The organism is Bradyrhizobium sp. USDA 4354 (genome assembly GCF_054060315.1).
This window is the reverse complement of the sequence record NZ_JBSSDC010000001.1, coordinates 725,632-742,945: the sequence shown is the minus strand read 5'-3', so window position 1 is coordinate 742,945 and position 17,314 is coordinate 725,632. Positions and strand designations below refer to the sequence as shown.

The 17,314-nt window shown below is 64.8% G+C and carries 16 protein-coding genes and 1 pseudogene; 9 read left to right on the top strand and 8 right to left on the bottom strand.

Annotated features, from left to right (window positions below; all coding sequences use genetic code 11):
- Positions 1-11: 11 nt before the first annotated feature.
- The 3 genes from ACVIIV_RS03540 to ACVIIV_RS03530 all read right to left on the bottom strand — a co-directional run bounded on the left by ACVIIV_RS03540 (position 12) and on the right by ACVIIV_RS03530 (position 3,082).
- Entirely contained in the window at positions 12-1,331 is a 1,320-nt protein-coding gene (locus tag ACVIIV_RS03540) for a TRAP transporter large permease (RefSeq protein WP_456742934.1), read from the bottom strand.
- 2 nt (positions 1,332-1,333) lie between these two features.
- Positions 1,334-1,843, bottom strand: a complete 510-nt coding sequence (locus ACVIIV_RS03535) for a TRAP transporter small permease (protein WP_456742933.1) — start codon at positions 1,841-1,843, stop codon at positions 1,334-1,336.
- 222 nt (positions 1,844-2,065) lie between these two features.
- On the bottom strand, positions 2,066-3,082 hold the full coding sequence (locus ACVIIV_RS03530) for a TRAP transporter substrate-binding protein (RefSeq protein ID WP_456742932.1): 1,017 nt from the start codon (positions 3,080-3,082) through the stop codon (positions 2,066-2,068).
- A gap of 265 nt (positions 3,083-3,347) precedes the next feature.
- On the opposite strand from ACVIIV_RS03530, the gene pobA reads away from it, so the two are divergent.
- Both pobA and ACVIIV_RS03520 read left to right on the top strand, forming a co-directional pair.
- Positions 3,348-4,517 carry a 4-hydroxybenzoate 3-monooxygenase gene (pobA, locus tag ACVIIV_RS03525; protein WP_456742931.1) on the top strand — a complete coding sequence of 390 codons (1,170 nt, stop codon included), beginning with the start codon at positions 3,348-3,350 and terminating at the stop codon, positions 4,515-4,517.
- A gap of 212 nt (positions 4,518-4,729) precedes the next feature.
- Entirely contained in the window at positions 4,730-5,149 is a 420-nt protein-coding gene (locus tag ACVIIV_RS03520; RefSeq protein ID WP_456742930.1) for a PaaI family thioesterase, read from the top strand.
- A 150-nt stretch (positions 5,150-5,299) separates the two neighbouring features.
- On the opposite strand, the gene ACVIIV_RS03515 is transcribed toward ACVIIV_RS03520, so the two are convergent.
- Complete coding sequence (locus tag ACVIIV_RS03515; protein WP_456742929.1) at positions 5,300-6,184, bottom strand: LysR family transcriptional regulator; 885 nt, start codon at positions 6,182-6,184, stop codon at positions 5,300-5,302.
- Between the two features lie 120 nt (positions 6,185-6,304).
- Between ACVIIV_RS03515 and ACVIIV_RS03510 the strand changes: the two genes are divergently transcribed.
- Entirely contained in the window at positions 6,305-6,934 is a 630-nt protein-coding gene (locus ACVIIV_RS03510; RefSeq protein WP_456742928.1) for a pyridoxamine 5'-phosphate oxidase family protein, read from the top strand.
- Between the two features lie 295 nt (positions 6,935-7,229).
- On the opposite strand, the gene ACVIIV_RS03505 is transcribed toward ACVIIV_RS03510, so the two are convergent.
- Genes ACVIIV_RS03505 through ACVIIV_RS03495 form a run of 3 tightly spaced genes read right to left on the bottom strand, consistent with a single transcriptional unit; the run spans position 7,230 to position 10,775 of the window.
- Entirely contained in the window at positions 7,230-7,961 is a 732-nt protein-coding gene (locus tag ACVIIV_RS03505; RefSeq protein WP_456742927.1) for an ABC transporter ATP-binding protein, read from the bottom strand.
- Positions 7,958-9,727 (bottom strand): branched-chain amino acid ABC transporter ATP-binding protein/permease, encoded by a 1,770-nt coding sequence (locus ACVIIV_RS03500; RefSeq protein ID WP_456742926.1) that lies wholly within the window; start codon positions 9,725-9,727, stop codon positions 7,958-7,960. Before ACVIIV_RS03500 ends, ACVIIV_RS03505 begins: the two co-directional genes overlap by 4 nt.
- Before the next feature lie 7 nt (positions 9,728-9,734).
- Positions 9,735-10,775: a branched-chain amino acid ABC transporter permease gene (locus ACVIIV_RS03495; RefSeq protein ID WP_456742925.1), complete on the bottom strand. Its 1,041-nt coding sequence runs from the start codon at positions 10,773-10,775 to the stop codon at positions 9,735-9,737.
- A 172-nt stretch (positions 10,776-10,947) separates the two neighbouring features.
- Between ACVIIV_RS03495 and ACVIIV_RS03490 the strand changes: the two genes are divergently transcribed.
- Positions 10,948-11,469 (top strand): MarR family winged helix-turn-helix transcriptional regulator, encoded by a 522-nt coding sequence (locus ACVIIV_RS03490; protein ID WP_456742924.1) that lies wholly within the window; start codon positions 10,948-10,950, stop codon positions 11,467-11,469.
- 167 nt (positions 11,470-11,636) lie between these two features.
- Here ACVIIV_RS03490 and ACVIIV_RS03485 read toward each other — a convergent pair.
- Positions 11,637-11,825 (bottom strand): annotated as a pseudogene (locus ACVIIV_RS03485) (MOFRL family protein); the annotation flags it as partial.
- A 126-nt stretch (positions 11,826-11,951) separates the two neighbouring features.
- Here ACVIIV_RS03485 and ACVIIV_RS03480 point away from each other — a divergent pair.
- From ACVIIV_RS03480 to ACVIIV_RS03460, 5 genes are read left to right on the top strand one after another with little or no spacing between them, the layout of a single operon-like run.
- The gene (locus tag ACVIIV_RS03480) at positions 11,952-12,221 is read left to right on the top strand and encodes a helix-turn-helix domain-containing protein (protein ID WP_456742923.1); all 270 of its coding nucleotides are present in this window, start codon (positions 11,952-11,954) and stop codon (positions 12,219-12,221) included.
- A 31-nt stretch (positions 12,222-12,252) separates the two neighbouring features.
- Positions 12,253-14,259, top strand: coding sequence for a hydrogenase 4 subunit B (gene hyfB, locus ACVIIV_RS03475; protein ID WP_456742922.1), 2,007 nt, complete (start codon positions 12,253-12,255; stop codon positions 14,257-14,259).
- Positions 14,256-15,212: a respiratory chain complex I subunit 1 family protein gene (locus tag ACVIIV_RS03470; RefSeq protein ID WP_456742921.1), complete on the top strand. Its 957-nt coding sequence runs from the start codon at positions 14,256-14,258 to the stop codon at positions 15,210-15,212. Before hyfB ends, ACVIIV_RS03470 begins: the two co-directional genes overlap by 4 nt.
- A 3-nt stretch (positions 15,213-15,215) precedes the next feature.
- Positions 15,216-15,878 carry a hydrogenase-4 component E gene (locus ACVIIV_RS03465; protein WP_456742920.1) on the top strand — a complete coding sequence of 221 codons (663 nt, stop codon included), beginning with the start codon at positions 15,216-15,218 and terminating at the stop codon, positions 15,876-15,878.
- The gene (locus tag ACVIIV_RS03460; RefSeq protein ID WP_456742919.1) at positions 15,875-17,314 is read left to right on the top strand and encodes a hydrogenase 4 subunit F; all 1,440 of its coding nucleotides are present in this window, start codon (positions 15,875-15,877) and stop codon (positions 17,312-17,314) included. The genes ACVIIV_RS03465 and ACVIIV_RS03460 overlap by 4 nt, the downstream gene beginning before the upstream one ends.

Sequence of the window (17,314 nt, the reverse complement as noted above, 5' to 3'; positions counted from 1 at the left end):
GCTGCACCTCATCAATGCGCCATCATCCGCGTCGGCAGCCATGTCGCCAGCAGCGGGAAGGCGATCAAAATCACCAGGCGCACGAGATCGGTCGCCACGAACGGGATCACGCCCTTGAAGATCGTGGAGAATGACACGTCCTTCACCACGCTTTTGATGACGAAGACGTTCATGCCGACCGGCGGATGGATCAGGCCGAGCTCGACGGTCATGACGATGATGACGCCGAACCAGATCGGGTCGAAGCCGAGATGCATGATGACGGGGAAGATGATCGGCACGGTCAGGATGATCATCGCCATGGCGTCCATCAGGCAGCCGAGCACGAGATACATCACCATGATCAGCGCCAGCACGCCGTAGGGGCCGAGGCCGAGGCCGGTCAGGAATTCCGTCACCTTCTGCGGCGTCTGAGTCACCGTGAGGAAATAGCCGAAGATCAGCGCGCCGATCAGCACGGTGAACACCGCAGCCGCAGTGCGCGTCGCCTGCAGCAGCGAGGCCAGCACCTTCTCGCGGTCGAGCCGGCCCGTCAGCACGCCAATGATGAAGGCGCCGGTGGCGCCGACGCCGCCGGCCTCCGTCGGCGTGAAGCGCGGCAGGAAGGGCAGGCCGTAAAGGCCGCCGATGACGAACACGAACAGCAGCACCGGCGCCCAGATCTCCTTCAGGCCCGCAAAGCGCTCGCGCCACGGTGTCACCTTGCCCTTGGGCAGGAAGTCGGGGCGGAAATAACCGATCAGGCCGATCGTGATCATGTACATGGTCATCGCCAGCAGACCCGGGATGATGCCGGCGATGAACAGCTTGCCGATGTCCTGCTCGGTGATGATGCCGTAGACGGCGAGCACGGTGGAGGGCGGCAGCATTGCGCCGAGCGTGCCGCCGGCGGCGATCACGCCGGTGGCAAAGGACTGCGGGTAGCCGAAGCGCCGCATCTCGGGATAGGCGACGGCGGAGAAGGTCGCGGCGGTCGCGACCGAGGAGCCGCAGATCGCGGCAAAGCCGCCGCAGGCGCCGACGGTCGCGATGCCGAGCCCGCCGCGCAAGTGCCCGACAAAGCCGTTGGCGGCGCGGAACAGCTCGCGGCTCATGCCGGAATGGGACACGAACGAGCCCATCAGCAGGAACATCGGAATGACGCCGAAGGTGTAGTCAGTGACCGTGCGCATCGAGGTCTGGCCGACCAGTTTCAGCGCCGCCGTCCCGTTGACCAGATAGGCGAAGCCGGAGACGCCCACGAGGCCCATGGCCATGCCCACGGGCACGCGCAGCAGCATCAGGACAAACAGGGAAACGAAGCCGATTAGGGCGACGGCATCGGTGCTCATGATTACTCCGTCGCCTTCAGCTTGGGGTCATGCATCTCTTCGGGATGGAAGATCAGCCGGTAGGTGCGGATCGCGATCAGCAGCACGGCACACACGTCGCCGATCCAGGCGACCGCGAAGAACGGCCAGGTCGGCATGTGCATGTCGAAGGTCTGGACGTTGTCGTTGTAGGTGCCGCGCACCTTGTCGAACAGCGTCCAGGTCTGCACGGTCACGACGAACAGCAACACCAGGGTCGCGAACACGTCGATCCAGCGCTGATAGCGCGGCTCGACATTGCCCCAGACGAGGTCGACCGTGATGTGGGTGCCGCGATAGGAGGTCGCGGCGATGCCCCAGAAGATGAGGATGCCGAGCAGCATGCGGCCGATGTCGAAACTGTCGGGAATCGAATAGTTCAGCGTGTTGCGGAGTAGCACCGACAGGAAGATGTCGAGCGCGACGATGCCGACGAAACCGGCCGCGATCCATTCGATCGAGTCGATGATGCGGTCCATCCAGGAGCGCTTCATGGGTGTTTTCCGTCGTGTGCTGTCATTTGATCTCTATTCCCGCGGCGCCTTCGCCTCTCCCCGCGTGCGGGGAGAGGCCGCAGCGCATCGGCGATGCGATGCGGGTGAGGGGGACTCTCCGCGAGTCCATCTGTCACCCACTTTGCGGAAGCAGCCCCTCACCCCAACCCTCTCCCCCTAAGAACGGGGAGAGGGGGAGGAAAGACCGATCGCATCGCGGCCTCACTCCGCCAGCGCGTTGTACTTCTTCAGCGAGGCCTTCAGATCCGCCAGCGCCGCATCCGGATCGGCGCCGGTCTTCTTGGCGCCGTCGCCCCAGGTCTTGACCAGCGGCTCGGCGGCCTTCTTCCAGGCGGCAGTCTGCTCGGCCGTCAGCTTGTAGACCTCGTGGCCGGATTCCGCCTTCACCTTGTCGATGCCGGCATCCTCGAACTTGCCCCAATGCTCGCCGACCGCGCCCGCCATCTCGACCGTGCAGTTCTTGTCGATCGCAGCCTTCTGCTTGTCGGACATCGCATTGTACTTGTCCTTGTTGATCACGAACACGAAGGTCGTGGTGTAGAGCGGCGCCTCCATGTCGTATTTGGTCACCTTGTCGATGCCGAACAGCACCAGGGAGCCCCAGGGGAAGGTGACGCCGTCGGCGACGCCCCGCTCGATAATGTCGCGGACCTCAGGCGCGGAGGACTGCACGTTGGTGCCGCCGAGCGAGGTGACGAAGTTCGCCATGGTGGCGTGGGCGGGGCGGATCTTCATGCCCTTCACGTCCTCAGGGTTGACGATCTTCTTGGTGCGGGAATGAAACGAGGAGGGCGAGTGGACGAAGGCGAGGCAGTATTTGACGTCCTTCATCTCCTTCTGGGCATATTTGCGATACCAGGTGTCCAGCCCCATCGAGCCGCCCTTGGCGTCCGAGATCAGGAACGGCAGTTCGCCGGCGCCGATAATCGGGAAGCGGCCGGGCTGGTAGCCCGGATTGACATAGGTGACGTCGGCGATGCCGTCGCGCGCCATGTCGTAATGGTCGAACGCCTTGCCGAGCTGCTGGGCCGGAAACACCTTGCCTGTGATGGTGCCGCCGGAATCCTTGTTCACCGCGGCCACCCAGTCTTCCAGCGATTTCTGCAGCGGATGCGAGGCCGGCACCCAGTGCGAGACCTTCAGGTCAAAAGTCTTGTCCTGCGCCAACGCAGGGCTCACGCTTGCTGCCAGCAGCAAAGCCAGACAGGCTTTCCTCATCACGCGTCTCTCCCTTTTTCGAAGGCGGGCTTCGTTGGCCCGGCTCGTTAATTAACATGTTATCTAATTGGCCGGCGCGTTCAAGCCGGAACTGACGCGCGCCCCCTGTCGCGCCATCTACGTCAGCCATGTTGCATGGATTTGTCGCTGCTCGGACGACGATCGCTCCCCTTTTGCCCAACAATTATATGATATAATTATCGCCTGCGGGCCTTTGCCACAAGCAGCCCGCGACGAAAGCCTACAGCATCGGGAGGAGCAAGTATTGCGGACAAAGGTCGCAATCATCGGGGCCGGGCCGGCCGGATTGTTGCTTGGGCAACTTCTGCACACCTGCGGGATCGACAACGTCATCGTGGAGCGGCAGAGCCCGGACTATGTGCTCGGCCGCATTCGCGCCGGTCTCTTGGAAGAGGGAACGGTCGCACTGCTCGACCAAGTCGGAGCTGGGGCGCGGGCGCATGCCGAGGGCCTGGTACATGAAGGCATCGAGCTCGCCTTCTCCGGCCGCCGTCACCGCATCGACATGAAAGGCGCGACCGGCAAGACGGTGATGATCTACGGCCAGACCGAGGTTACGCTCGACCTGATGAATGCGAGGAAGGTCGCCGGCCTCATCTCCGTTTACGAGGCCAGGGATGTGCAGCCGCATGATTTCGACGGCGGTCACCCGCGCGTGACCTACGTCAAGGACGGCGTCACCCACACGCTTGATTGCGACTTCATCGCCGGCTGCGACGGTTTTCACGGCGTCAGCCGCGCCAGCGTCCCAGCCTCGGCAATCGAGGAGTTCGAGCGGGTCTATCCCTTCGGCTGGCTCGGCATCTTGTCGGATACGCCGCCGGTCAGCCATGAGCTGATCTATTCCAACCACGCCCGCGGCTTCGCGCTCTGCACCATGCGCTCGACCAAGCGCAGCCGTTACTATGTCCAATGTTCGCTCGAGGATCATGTCGACCAATGGCCGGACGACCGCTTCTGGGACGAGTTGAAGCGCCGGCTCGACCAGGAGGCGGCCGACAGCCTCGTCACGGGTCCGTCGATCGAGAAGAGCATCGCGCCCTTGCGCAGCTTCGTCGCCGAGCCGATGCGGTTCGGCCGGATGTTCCTGTGCGGCGACGCCGCCCACATCGTGCCGCCGACCGGCGCCAAGGGCCTGAACCTCGCCGCTTCCGACGCGCATTATCTGTCGAGCGCATTACGCGAGTTCTACGACGAGAAATCCAGCGCCGGCATCGACGCTTACTCCGCCAAGGCGCTGGCGCGGGTCTGGAAAGCCGTGCGCTTCTCCTGGTGGATGACCTCGATGCTGCACAAATTCCCCGACACCGGCACCATCGGCGCGCGCATCCAGCTCGCCGAGCTCGACTACGTCACGCAGTCGCAAGCGGCGATGACCTCGCTGTCTGAGAATTATGTGGGGCTGCCGTTTTAGGCCGGTGCCTCCACATCGTCATTGCGAGCGAGGCGAAGCAATCCAGGAATCTCGGCACGGAGACAGCCTGGATTGCTTCGTCGCAAGAGCTCCTCGCAATGACGGCGAGCCCGTTTCAAACACCCCCGCAAATCCCGTTTAAAACTTTGTAGGCGGTGAAACCGTCATCCACATCGCGTTCAATGCTGCCGATACAGCAACGCGAGACAGCCATGCCCACCACAGACATCCCCGCCGGCTTCGAGCCGCATTTCCGCAAAGCGCCGCTCACCGATCCCTGGGAGCCGCTCTATTCGCAGAAGACCGAGAAGGGGGTCACCGTCGGATTGCGTCTGGCGACGCCGCACACCAACGCACGCGGACTGATCCATGGCGGATTGATTGCGGCGCTGGCCGATGCCGCCATGGGCTATAGCTGCGCACAGGCGACGGGATGGACGACCTCGCTCGTGACGATCTCGTTGTCGGTCGATTACGTCGGCGCCGCCGAGATCGGCCAGTGGCTCGCGGTCGAAGGCGAAGCGATCAAGACCGGCTCCACGATCTGCTTCGCGCAGTGCCTGGTGAAGGCTGACGACGCCGTGATCGCGCGTGCCAGCGGCACGTTCCGCGTGGTGCCGAAGAAGGGGTAGTCTCTCCGTGTCCCGGACGCGCTGCAGCGTGTAACGCTGCTGCGCAGAGCCGGGAACCATGTCTCGACATGGTACTCTGCGACATATGGGTCCCGGCTCTGCGCCGCAACGCCAAGGGTGTTGCAGCTTGTCCCGGGACACAGGCAACCATCACCCAAACCTCCACTCCGCCGTCTCCACCACGAGATCAACGAACGCGCGCACCTTGGCTGAGAGCAGGCGCGAGGTCGGGTAGACGATGTGGATCGGCAGCGCCGGTTGTTCGTATGCGGCGAGCAGGATCTTCAGCCGCCCACGCCTCAGGCCCTCAGCGGCCTGATAGGCCAGCACGCGCGTCACACCGCCGCCGGCCTCGGCATATTGCAGGGCCGCGTCGGCGCTGTTGCTGGTGAAGCGCGGGGTCGGCGTCACCTCGATGTCGCGGCCATCGCGCAGGAAGCGCCATTCGGACCAGGGGCCGAACTGGATGGCTTGGTGCTCGAGCAGGGCCTCAGGCGTCTTCGGCTCGCCATGGCGCTTGAGATAGCCGGGCGCGGCCACCACGATCCGCCGCATCTCGCCGACCTGGCGCGCGACCAGCGAGGAATCGGCGAGATGCCCGATGCGGACGGCGGCGTCGACCGCGTCTTCCACGAGGTTGACGAGGTGGTCCGAAAGCCTGAGCTCGGCGGCGACCTCAGGGTAGCGCTTGAGATAGGCGGTCATGACCGGCCCGACATGCAGCCGCCCGAAGCCGACCGGCGCCGACACCACCAGCCGTCCGCTCGGCCGGTTGCGCTCCTGCCGCGCCGAGCCGTCGGCCTCCTCGACATCGGCGAGGATGCGCCGCGCACGCTCCAGATAGCGCGTGCCGACATCGGTGAGCGTCACCTGCCGCGTGGTCCGCTGCAGCAGCCGCGCGCCGAGATGCTCCTCCAGTGCCGCGATCATCCGCGTCACCGCCGACGGCGACAGCCGCAGTTTTCGCGCGGCCGGCGCAAAGCCGTGCAGATCGGCGACGGTGACGAAGACGTGCATGGCTTCCAGGCGATCCATGGCATTATTGCATATATTGCAATGATGAAGTGTCAAGTGGTCAGATTGTTCTGGCCGGCGGAAGCTCCATCTTGATCAGCGAAGACACAGAGATGCGCCGGAATTTCAGGAGACGTTCCGATGACGACCGCAGTCCACACCTATGCCAGCGACGTCGCCTTCTCGCCCGCGGTGAAGGCGATCCAGGCGCGCAAGGGTTCGCGTGAGGCCTATGCCCGCAGCGAGCAGCGCGGCTGGCGCACCGAGGTCGATGAAAACCTCGCCGCCTTCCTGACCGAAGCCAACAGCTTCTATTTCGCGACCGCCTCCGCGGACGGCCAGCCCTACATCCAGCACCGCGGCGGGCCAAAGGGGTTTCTCAAGGTGCTGGACAAGCAGACGCTAGCCTTCGCCGACTATGCCGGCAACCAGCAGTTCATCACCCAGGGCAATCTCTCGGAGAATCCAAGGGCCTACATCTTCGTGATGGACTACGCCCATCGCCGCCGGGTGAAGATCTGGGGCGAGGCGCGCGTCGTCGAAGACGACGAAGCGCTGACCATGTCGCTGATGCCGAAAGGCTACCGCGCGCGGCCCGAGCAGGTGATCCTGTTCAAGATCGCAGCCTGGGACACCAACTGCCCGCAGCACATCCCGCAGAAGTTCGACGCGGGCGATGTGGCGGCGGCACTGGCGGCGAGAGACGCGAGAATCGCGGAACTGGAGGCGGAGGTCGCGGCGCTGAAGGGGGAGAAGGCCGCGACGACTTGAGCGGCCCTCTTCGCCTCTCCCCGCGTGCGGGGAGAGGCCGGATCGCATCGCAGATGCGATCCGGGTGAGGGGGAGCCTCCGCGAATCGATCTGCTTGATATAGCGGCTGCTCCATCTACACCGTCATTGCGAGCGTAGCGAAGCAATCCAGTGTCTCCGCGGAAAGATTCTGGATTGCTTCGCTACGCTCGCAATGACGAGGAGAGATCGCGAGCTCGGCTATCACCGTCTGCGCGGAGGCAGCCCCTCACCCCGACCCTCTCCCCGTAAGAACGGGGAGAGGGAGAGGAGAGACCTAGATCCGACTCTCGCCTTCGTGCTGGAAGCCGAGATAGCTCGCCGCGACCCGCTCGTTCGCGGCGATGTCGCTGGCCTTGCCGCTGAGCACGAACTCGCCGAGCTCCATCACATAGGCCTGGTCCGCGATCTTCAGCGCGGCCTGTGCGTTCTGCTCGACCAGCAGCACGGAGACGCCGCTGGCACGCAGCTCGGTGACGATGCGGAAGATGTCGGCGACGATGATCGGCGCGAGGCCGAGGCTCGGCTCGTCCAGCATCAAGAGCTTCGGCTCGCCCATCAGCGCCCGGCCCATCGCGAGCATCTGCTGCTCGCCGCCGGACAAGGTGCCGGCGAGCTGCTTGCGGCGCTCCTTCAGCCGCGGAAACAGCGCGTACACCCGCTCCATCGAGGCTTTCGCCCGGCTCCGCTCGATGCGGAAGGCCCCGAGCTCCAGATTGTCCTCGACATTCATGGTCACGAACAGTTCGCGGTGCTCGGGGACGAGGCCGAGGCCCATCGCGACGCGGTCCTCGATGTCGAGCCGGGCGAGATCCTGCCCGGCAAAGGCGACGCGGCCCTTCAGCGGCAAGATGCCCATGACGGCCGAGAGCAGCGTGGTCTTGCCGGCGCCGTTGGCGCCGACGATGGTGACGATCTCGTTGGTGCCGACCTCGAGCGAGACCGAGCGCACGGCCTCGACCTTGCCATAGGCGACATGCGCGTCAGTGACGGACAACAGCGCGCTCATGCCGCCACTCCGAGATAGGCCTTGATCACTTCGGGATTGGTCTTGATCGTGGCGGGGGTGCCCTCCGCGATCTTGGTGCCGAAATCGAGCACCACGATGCGGTCGGCGAGGTTCATGACGAAGCCCATGTCGTGCTCGACCAGGAGCACGCTCATGCCGCCGTCGCGCAGCTCGCGCAGCAGCGTCGCGAGGCGCTGCTTCTCCATGTGGCGCAGGCCCGCGGCCGGCTCGTCGAGCAGCAGCAGCATCGGATCGACGCACAGCGCGCGGGCGATCTCGACGATGCGCTGCTGGCCGAGCGAAAGGCTGCCTGCGAGCTGGTGCATCTGGTCTGCAAGGCCGACGCGCTCGATCTGGCGGGCGGCTTCCGCGAGCAGCTTGGCCTCATCAGTGCGGTCGAGCCGCAGCATCGATGAGATCGGCCCGGAGTGGCCGCGCAGATGGGCGCCGATCGCGACGTTCTCCAGCACGGTCATGTCGGGGACGAGCTTGACGTGCTGGAAGGTCCTGCTGATGCCGAGCTTGACGATCTCCTGGGGCGGCGCCTTGTCGACCTTCCTGCCGAGCACCGAGATCGAGCCTGAGGTCGCCGACAGCACCCCGGTGATCAGGTTGAAGGTGGTGCTCTTGCCGGCGCCGTTCGGTCCGATCAGCGCGACGATCTCGCGGGCCTGAACGTCGAAGGAGACGTTGTTGACCGCGACCACGCCGCCGAACTGTTTTCGCGCTTTCTCGACCTGAAGCAGGACGCCGGACTCGCCGGCCGCGCGGGCGCGATGTTCCAGCTTCAGCGAGGTGTCAGGCTTCCTGCCACCGGTCCGCTCGGGCAGGAACGACATCAGCCACGGCCACAGGCCGCCGGGCGCGAGCTGCAGCAGCGCCACCAGCATGATGCCGAACACGATGGTCTCGACCTGGCCGGAGCCGGGCAGGATCAGCGGCAGATAGCTTTGCAGCACCTCCTTCAGCACCACGACGATCGCGGCGCCCAAGACGCCGCCCCAGACATAGCCGGCGCCGCCGACCACGGCGATGAAGAGATATTCGATGCCGGCCTGGGCGCCGAACGGCGTCGGGTTCACCGCGCGCTGAAGATGGGCGTAGAGCCACCCCGAAAGGCCGGCGAGCACCGCGGCATGGATGAACACCAGCAGCTTTGCGCGCGGCGTGTGCACGCCGAAAGCCTCGGCCGCGACGTGGCCGCGCCTGAGCGCGCGGATGGCGCGGCCGGTGCGGGAGTCCAGGAGGTTCATCGTCAGCAGGGCCGAGACGATCACGGCAACCCAGATCGCATAATAGATCGAGCCGGGCGAGAGCATCTTGAACGCGCCGATCGACAGCGGCGGGATTGCCGAGATGCCGTCGTTGCGGCCGAGGAACTCCAGCTTGCTGAAGAGATAGAACAGCCCAAGCCCCCAGGCCAGCGTGCCGAGCGGCAGATAATGACCGGAGAGGCGGACCGTGATCAGCCCGAGCAGCACCGCCAGCGATCCGCTGACCAGAAGCGACAGCGGCAGCGTCAGCCACGGCGATAGGCCGTAGGCGGTCGACAGCACCGCGGTGGTGTAGGCGCCGAAGCCGACGAAAGCGGCCTGTCCGAACGAGGTCAGGCCGCCGACGCCGGTCAGCAGCACGAGGCCCATCGCGACCAGCGCCGCAAGACCGATATTGTCGAGCAGCACGATCCAGAACGGCGGCATGCCCGGGACAAACGGGATCGCCGCCATCAGAGCTGCGAAGATGAGGATGGGAAGCCGGCTCTGCATCTTGGCGTCAGTCCTTCTCTTCCTCGACCGCGGGCGCGGCGAGCGAGCGCAGCAGCAGCACGGGGATCAGCAGCATGAAAACGATCACCTCCTTGTAGTTGGAGGCATAGAAGGACGAGAACGCCTCGACGATGCCGACCACCAGCGCCGCGACGGCAGTGAGGGGATAGCTCACGAGACCGCCGATGATCGCGGCGACGAAGCCCTTCAGGCCGATCAGGAAGCCGGAGTCGTAATACAGCGTCGTGATCGGCACGATCATGATGCCCGAGAGCGCGCCGATGACCGAGGCCAGCAGGAAGGCGATCTGCCCCGACAGCGTGGTGCGGATGCCGGCGAGCCGTGCGCCCAGCCGGTTCACGGCGGTGGCGCGCAGCGCCTTGCCGTAGAGCGTCAGGCCGAAGAACAGCCAGAGGGCGACGATGAAGGCGATCGTGATGGCGTAGACGGTGATGCTCTGGCCGGTGAAGCGCAGCGCGCCGGCGGTGAAGGCGCCGGACAGCACGGCAGGTCCGCGCTGGCCTTCGGCGCCGAAGAACAACAGGCCGAGGCCCTGCAGCGCCAGGTGCACGCCCACCGAGGCGATCAGCAGCACCAGCACGGAGGTGTGCGCCAGCGGCTGGAATGCGATGCGGTAGAGATACAGGCCGATCATCGCCACGATCACCAGCGACAGGGCGATGCAGACCGCGACCGGCGGCTTCTGGGCGGCGAAATAGATGGTCAGCGCCAGCACGATGGCCGGCAGCACGATGTTGGCGATGCAGCTGCGCAGGATCAGCCGGGCATGCAGCGCCTTGCGCGCCACGAATAGGTCGAAGGCGAAAGCGCCGATGCCCAGCGCCAGCGCGAGCTTTGCCGTGCCCGGCATCTGGCCCGCGGCCAGCGAGGCATAGGTCAGCGCGCCATAAGTGACGAATTCGCCCTGGGGAATGAGGATGACGCGGGTGACGGCGAACACCAGCACCAGTGCCAGGCCGAGCAGCGCATAGATCGCGCCATTGGTGATGCCGTCCTGCACCAGGAACAGCATGATGGTGGTATTCAAGACCGGACGCTCCCCCTAATCCGGACCGGCCCTCCCGATTGCGGTGGACGGTCCGCTCACAGCCATTGAAAAACGCTGACGATATTTGATATGATCCATAACAATTATCAAATATAACATCAAGGGTGGCGGGCGACCGTCCCGAATTTAGCGGGATTACGAGCACGAGGCGATGACCGTTTCCAAGACCGCTGAAAAGTCCTCCGAGAAGCCGGCCGACGCGGCCAAGGGCCGCAAGGACGCGGCCGAGGCGCAGAGCGAGGCTCTCCAGCTCGGCGAGCTCTCCGAGCAGCTCGGCTATGTCCTGAAACGGGCGCAGCTCAAGGTGTTCGAGAACTTTCTGCGCTGCATGGCCTCGCTCCAGCTGACGCCGGCGCAGTTCTCGGTGCTGTTGCTGGTCGAGAAGAACCCCGGCCGTAACCAGACGGAGATCGCCTCCACCCTCGGCATCCTGCGCCCGAATTTCGTGGCGATGCTCGACAATCTGGAGAGCCGCGACCTTTGCGCGCGGATACGCTCCACCAACGACCGCCGCTCGCACATCCTGGTCTTGACCGACAAGGGCAAGGCCGTGCTGGCGCGCGCAAAAAAGCTCGTCGCCACCAAGCACGAGGCCCGGCTGAACGACCTGCTCGGCCAGACCAACCGCGAGGCCCTGATCGGGATGCTCGCAAAGATCGCGAACGAGTTTTGACTCTTAACCCTCCCCTGGAGGGGGAGGGTCGCCCGCGCGTAGCGTGGGCGGGGTGGGGTGATCTCTCCACTCGGGCACTGCATCAGTGGAGAGACTGTCACCCCACCGCGTCTCGCTGCGCTCGATCGCGAGCCGACCCTCCCCCTCCAGGGGAGGGTAAGCGAACGTCAATCCACCAGGATCACCCTGATATCGTTCACGTTCGTCAGCGTCGGGCCGGGCTGCAGCAGATCGCGCGTGGCCTCGAAGAACGTCGTCGCGTCGTTGTTGTCGAGATAGGCCTGCGGCTGCAGCTCTAGCGCCTTCATCCTCGCGAAGGTCGCAGCATCGATCAGCGCGCCACACGCGTCCGGAGGGCGTAAGCTCGGAGGACACCGAACGGAATGATGCGTTGCATCTAGAAGATGATGCTTGAAACGTCATTTTGCGCGTCCTAAGCTTGGTTAATCAAGCACTGTAACTGCCACGGACGTTGTGCCCCCGTGATCACCGCAGCGCAGCTTCGAGCCGCCCGTGCCTTGCTCAGGATCGACCAGCGCGAACTCGCGCAGCGCTGTTCGCTGTCGCTGCCGACGATCCAGCGCATGGAGGCCTCCGAAGGGGTGATTCGCGGCAATGTCGATTCCCTGGTGAAGCTGGTCGACGCGCTGTCGGTTGCCGGCATCGAGCTGATCGCCGAGGGGGCCGTGTCGAGCGCCGGGGGGCGCGGTGTGCGGCTGAAGTCTCCACCCCCGAGCGCAGGCGGCCAATAGCGATGACGCGCGCGCAAATCATGATCCAGGAGTGGCCATGATCGCCGTGGCGCTATGGTCAGTGGCGGCTCTGCTGGCGCTGGCGCCTGCGGGAGTCGTGCTGTCGACGCGCCCGCGCGGCTCGATCATCCTCTACGGCGGATGCCTGATCGCCTCATCGACGCTATGTGTCACGGCGCTGTCAGATCTGCTCTTCTTCCCTCATCTGGCGCCGAGCGCGACACTGCCGATCGGCCTACCCTGGCTCGGTGCCCATTTCCGGCTCGATGCGCTGTCCGCCTTCTTCCTCGTTGTCGTCAATCTCGGCGGCGCCGCTGCGAGCCTGTTCGCGCTCGGCTATGGCCGGCACGAGGACTCCCCCGGTCGCGTGCTGCCGTTCTATCCCGCCTATCTCGCGGGGATGAACGTCGTCGTGCTGGCAAACGATGCCTTCAGCTTCCTGGTCGCCTGGGAATTCATGTCGCTGACCTCCTGGGCGATGGTGGTCTCGCATCACCGGGAGGCCGAGAATGTCCGCGCCGGCTATGTCTATCTCTTGATGGCAAGTTTCGGTACGCTGGCGCTGCTGCTCGCTTTCGGCCTGCTCGCGAGCGGCGCCGGCTACGATTTCGATGCGATCCGAGCCTCGCATCCTTCCGCTGCGTTGAGCGGCGTGGTGGTGATCCTCATGCTGCTGGGCGCCGGCTCCAAGGCTGGCCTGGTGCCGCTGCACGCTTGGCTGCCGCTCGCCCATCCCGCCGCACCCAGCCACGTCTCCGGCCTCATGAGCGGCGTCATGACCAAGGTCGCCGTCTACGGCTTCGTGCGCATCGTCTTTGATCTTTTGCCCGAACCGGTGTGGTGGTGGAGCATGGTGGTGCTGCTGGTCGGCGGTCCGTCGGCGACGCTGGGCGTGCTCTACGCGCTGATGCAGCGCGATATCAAGCGCGTGCTCGCTTACTCAACGATTGAGAACATCGGCATCATCTTCACGGGCCTCGGGTTGGCGCTGGCTTTCAAGGCGGAAGGACTCGACTGGGTGGCGGCGCTCGCTTTCACCGCGGCGATGCTGCATGTATTCAATCATGCGCTGTTCAAGAGCCTGTTGTTCTTCGGCGCCGGCGCGGTGCTGGGAGCAACCGGCGAGCGCGACATGGAGAAGCTCGGCGGACTGATCCATCGCATGCCGAAGACGGCATTCGCGGTGCTGGTCGGCTGCGTCGCGATCTCGGCATTGCCGCCATTCAACGGCTTCGTTTCGGAATGGCTGACCTTCCAGGCGATCCTGCTCTCGCCGCAGCTGCCCTCCTGGGGCCTCAAGCTGGTCATTCCGGCGGTCGGCGGTCTGCTGGCGCTCGCGGCTGCCTTTGCCGCGGCCTGCTTCGTCAAGCTCTATGGCATCAGCTTCCTCGGCCGGCCGCGTTCGGATGTCGCGGCGTCAGCACATGAGACCGACCGCTTCTCGCTGACCGCGATGCTCGTGCTTGCCGCCTTCTGTCTCGTTGCCGGCATCCTGCCCGGGTTGTTCATCGATGCGCTGGCGCCGGTGAGCAAGGATATGGTCGGCAACACCATGCCGCATCAAGTCGGATTGCAGTGGCTCACCATCGTGCCGATCGCGGAAGGCCGCAGCTCCTATAACGGCCTTCTGGTGTTCCTGTTCGCGGCACTCTGCGGCACGACGGCGGCGACAGCCATTCACCGTCTCGCCTCCGATCGCTTACGCCGCGCGCCGGCCTGGGATTGCGGCTATCCCGATCCGAACCCGGCGATCCAGTACTCGGCCTCCAGCTTCTCGCAGCCGATCCGCCGCGTGTTCGGCGGCGTCATCTTTGCCGCGCGCGAGATCGGCGAGATGCCGCCGCCGTCCTCGCCGGCTCCTGCGCGGCTCCAGGTCGAACTGCACGATCTGATCTGGGATGTGCTGTACGCGCCGATTGCGAAGGTCATCGGCTTTGCGACCGACCGCATCAATATCCTGCAGTTCCTCACCATCCGCCGCTATCTGACGCTCGTCTTCGTGGCGCTGATCGTGCTGCTGCTGGTGGTGGCATTATGAACGCGCTGCGCGATATCCTCTCCCAGGGCGCCCAGATGTCGCTGGTGCTGGGGCTCGCGCCGCTGCTGACGGGTTTCGTGCGGAAGGTGAAGGCTCGGCTGCTACGCCGGCGCGGGCCGCCGCTGCTTCAACCCTATCGCGACCTCATTCGCCTGATGCGCAAGGACGTCGTGCTCGCGGACAACGCATCCTGGCTGTTCCGCGTCATTCCCTACCTGATCTTCGCGGGCACCTGGGTCGCCGCCTCGCTAGTGCCGACTTTCGGCAATGGCCTGTTGTTCTCCTGGACCGCCGACCTCATCGCCATCATTGCGCTGCTCGGCAGCGCCCGTTTCTTCCAGGCGCTCGCCGGCATGGACGTCGGCACCGCCTTCGGTGGCATCGGCTCCAGCCGCGAGGTCATGATCGCCTCCCTCGCCGAGCCCGCGATGCTGATCACAGTATTCTCGGTTGCGATGATCGCCGGCTCGACGCAGCTCTCCAACGTGGCCGAGTTCATGGGCTCGGACGCGGTCGGTCTGCGTGTGTCCCTGGGCATGGCGTTCGTGGCACTGACCATCGTAGCGCTGGCGGAGAATGCCCGCATCCCCGTCGATAACCCCGCCACCCATCTCGAGCTCACCATGGTGCACGAGGCCATGGTGCTGGAATATTCGGGGCGGCATCTCGCGCTGATCGATCTGTCGTCGCAGCTCAAGCTCCTGCTCTATGTCTCGCTGATCGCCTGCGTGTTCCTGCCATGGGGCACGGCGACTGCGGACGCGGGCGTTGCGAGGCTCGTCTTCGGTGCGCTGCTCTATTTCGGCAAGCTGGCGGTGCTTGGCTTTTTGCTCGCCGTGTTCGAGACGTCGATCGCCAAGATGCGCGTGTTCCGGATTCCGGAGTTCTTGGGCGCGGCGCTGATGCTGGCATTGCTTGCCACCCTGTTGCGCTTCGTGTCGGGGAGCCTCTAAGAGATGAGCAGCCTGCAATTCGACATCGCCCATCTGCTCGCCGGCTGCCTCGTGCTGGCGAGCTTCATGATGCTCTATCAGGACCGGCTCTATGCGCTGCTCAATGTCTATGCGCTGCATGCCGGCGTGCTGGCGCTATCGGTAGCGTGGCAGGCCTATGTGCAGCAAGCGCCGCATCTCTATGTCACGGCGCTGATCGCGCTGGTCTTCAAGGCCATCATCATCCCGGTGGCGCTGCACCGGATCATCAAGCGGCTCGGTATCCACCGCGAGATCGAGAATGCGATCGGCATCGGGTTGACCATGATGGCCGGGATCGGCCTCGTCGCGCTGTCGATGGTGGTGATGCTGCGGGTGACGCCGAGCGCCGACGCGCTCGCGCGCGAGGACCTTGCCTTCGCGCTGTCTGTGGTGCTGCTGGGGCTCCTGATCATGGTTACGCGACGCAACGCCGTGAGCCAGGTCGTCGGATTCATGTCGCTGGAGAACGGGCTGGTGCTGGCGGCAACCGGCGCCAAGGGCATGCCGCTGGTGGTCGAGATCAGTGTCGCCTTCTCGGTGCTGATCGCCTTCATCGTGATCGGCATCTTCCTGTTCCGGATCCGCGAGCGTTTCGACAGCGTGGACGTGCAGGAGCTTGATCGCTTTCGCGGAGAGCGGCGATGAGTATCGACGCCCTCAGCACCATCCTCTTGATTCCGGCCCTCTCGGCGGCGCTGCTGGCAATTTTGCCCGGCTACCGGCTGACGGCGAAGCTGAACGTAGTGGCAGCGCTCGCGACCTTTCTTACCTCACTCTCGCTGTTCGTGGTCGAACCGGTATCGGGGCAATATCTGCTGATGGACGACCTCAACAAGGTCTTCATCGTGTTGACCACCTTCGTCAGCTTCACCACATCGGTGTTCAGCGCGAGCTACATCCAGCACGAGATCGAGATCGGGCGCCTGGCGCCGGCGTTCCTGCGCTTCTATCACGCGATGTATCAGACGCTGATGTTCGCGATGAACCTCGCGCTCCTCGCCAACAATATCGGCCTGATGTGGGTCGCGGTCGAGGTGGCGACGCTGACGACCGTCCTGATGGTCGGCATCTACCGCACCCATGAGGCGCTGGAGGCAGCTTGGAAATATTTCATTCTCGGTAGCGTCGGCATCGCGCTCGCGCTGTTCGGCACCATCCTGGTCTATATGGCGGCGCGCCCCGTCGTGGGCGAGGGGCTGGACGGCATGGTATGGACGGTGCTGGTGAAGCACGCCGCACAGTTCGACCCGGCGTTGCTCAACGTCGCCTTCGCCTTCCTCCTGCTCGGCTACGGCACCAAGGTCGGCCTCGCGCCGCTGCATGCTTGGCTTCCGGATGCGCATGCCGAGGGCCCGACGCCGATCTCGGCGGTGCTGTCCGGCCTGTTGCTCAACGTCGCGCTCTATGCGCTCCTGCGCTTCAAGATGATGCTCGCGGTCAACTCCGCGGCGATCGCGCCGGGTCCGTTGATGGTGACCATGGGCCTGATTTCGGTGATCTTCGCCGCGCTGATGCTGTACCGGCGCCGCGACATCAAGCGGATGTTCGCCTATTCCTCGATCGAGCATATGGGCATCATCGTCTTCGCCTTCGGCATGGGCGGGCCGCTCGCGAATTTCGCAGGGCTGTTGCACATGACCATGCATTCACTGACCAAGTCGGCGATCTTCTTCGCGGTCGGCCACATCGCACAGGTCAAGGGCACGCAGAAGATCGCCGATATCGGCGGGCTCACGGTGACCAACCCCGCGCTCGGCTGGGGCCTGATGCTCGGCGTCATCGCCATCGTCGGGCTGCCGCCGCTCGGGATCTTCATGAGCGAGTTCCTGGTGGTGAGCTCGACTTTCGCCCGCGCGCCCTGGCTGACGGTGATCCTGGTGCTCGGCATCATCATTGCGCTCGGCGGGCTTTTCTTGCGGATCGGCCCGGTGATGTTCGGCGAGCCCAAAGGCAAGACCGCGCCCGCGGAAGCCTCCTACGTGCCGATGTTCACGCATCTCGGATTGGTTCTGATGGCCGGCATCTATCTGCCGCCGGTGCTGGTCACCGGCTTCCAGAACGTCGCGAAGCTCCTGGGGTAG

Coding starts and splice junctions, on each gene's coding strand:
- ACVIIV_RS03540 (WP_456742934.1), bottom strand. CDS start 1,331: ATGAGCACCGATGCCGTCGCCCTAATCGGCTTCGTTTCCCTGTTTGTC.
- ACVIIV_RS03535 (WP_456742933.1), bottom strand. CDS start 1,843: ATGAAGCGCTCCTGGATGGACCGCATCATCGACTCGATCGAATGGATC.
- ACVIIV_RS03530 (WP_456742932.1), bottom strand. CDS start 3,082: ATGAGGAAAGCCTGTCTGGCTTTGCTGCTGGCAGCAAGCGTGAGCCCT.
- ACVIIV_RS03520 (WP_456742930.1), top strand. CDS start 4,730: ATGCCCACCACAGACATCCCCGCCGGCTTCGAGCCGCATTTCCGCAAA.
- ACVIIV_RS03515 (WP_456742929.1), bottom strand. CDS start 6,184: ATGGATCGCCTGGAAGCCATGCACGTCTTCGTCACCGTCGCCGATCTG.
- ACVIIV_RS03510 (WP_456742928.1), top strand. CDS start 6,305: ATGACGACCGCAGTCCACACCTATGCCAGCGACGTCGCCTTCTCGCCC.
- ACVIIV_RS03505 (WP_456742927.1), bottom strand. CDS start 7,961: ATGAGCGCGCTGTTGTCCGTCACTGACGCGCATGTCGCCTATGGCAAG.
- ACVIIV_RS03500 (WP_456742926.1), bottom strand. CDS start 9,727: ATGCAGAGCCGGCTTCCCATCCTCATCTTCGCAGCTCTGATGGCGGCG.
- ACVIIV_RS03490 (WP_456742924.1), top strand. CDS start 10,948: ATGACCGTTTCCAAGACCGCTGAAAAGTCCTCCGAGAAGCCGGCCGAC.
- ACVIIV_RS03470 (WP_456742921.1), top strand. CDS start 14,256: ATGAACGCGCTGCGCGATATCCTCTCCCAGGGCGCCCAGATGTCGCTG.
- ACVIIV_RS03465 (WP_456742920.1), top strand. CDS start 15,216: ATGAGCAGCCTGCAATTCGACATCGCCCATCTGCTCGCCGGCTGCCTC.
- ACVIIV_RS03460 (WP_456742919.1), top strand. CDS start 15,875: ATGAGTATCGACGCCCTCAGCACCATCCTCTTGATTCCGGCCCTCTCG.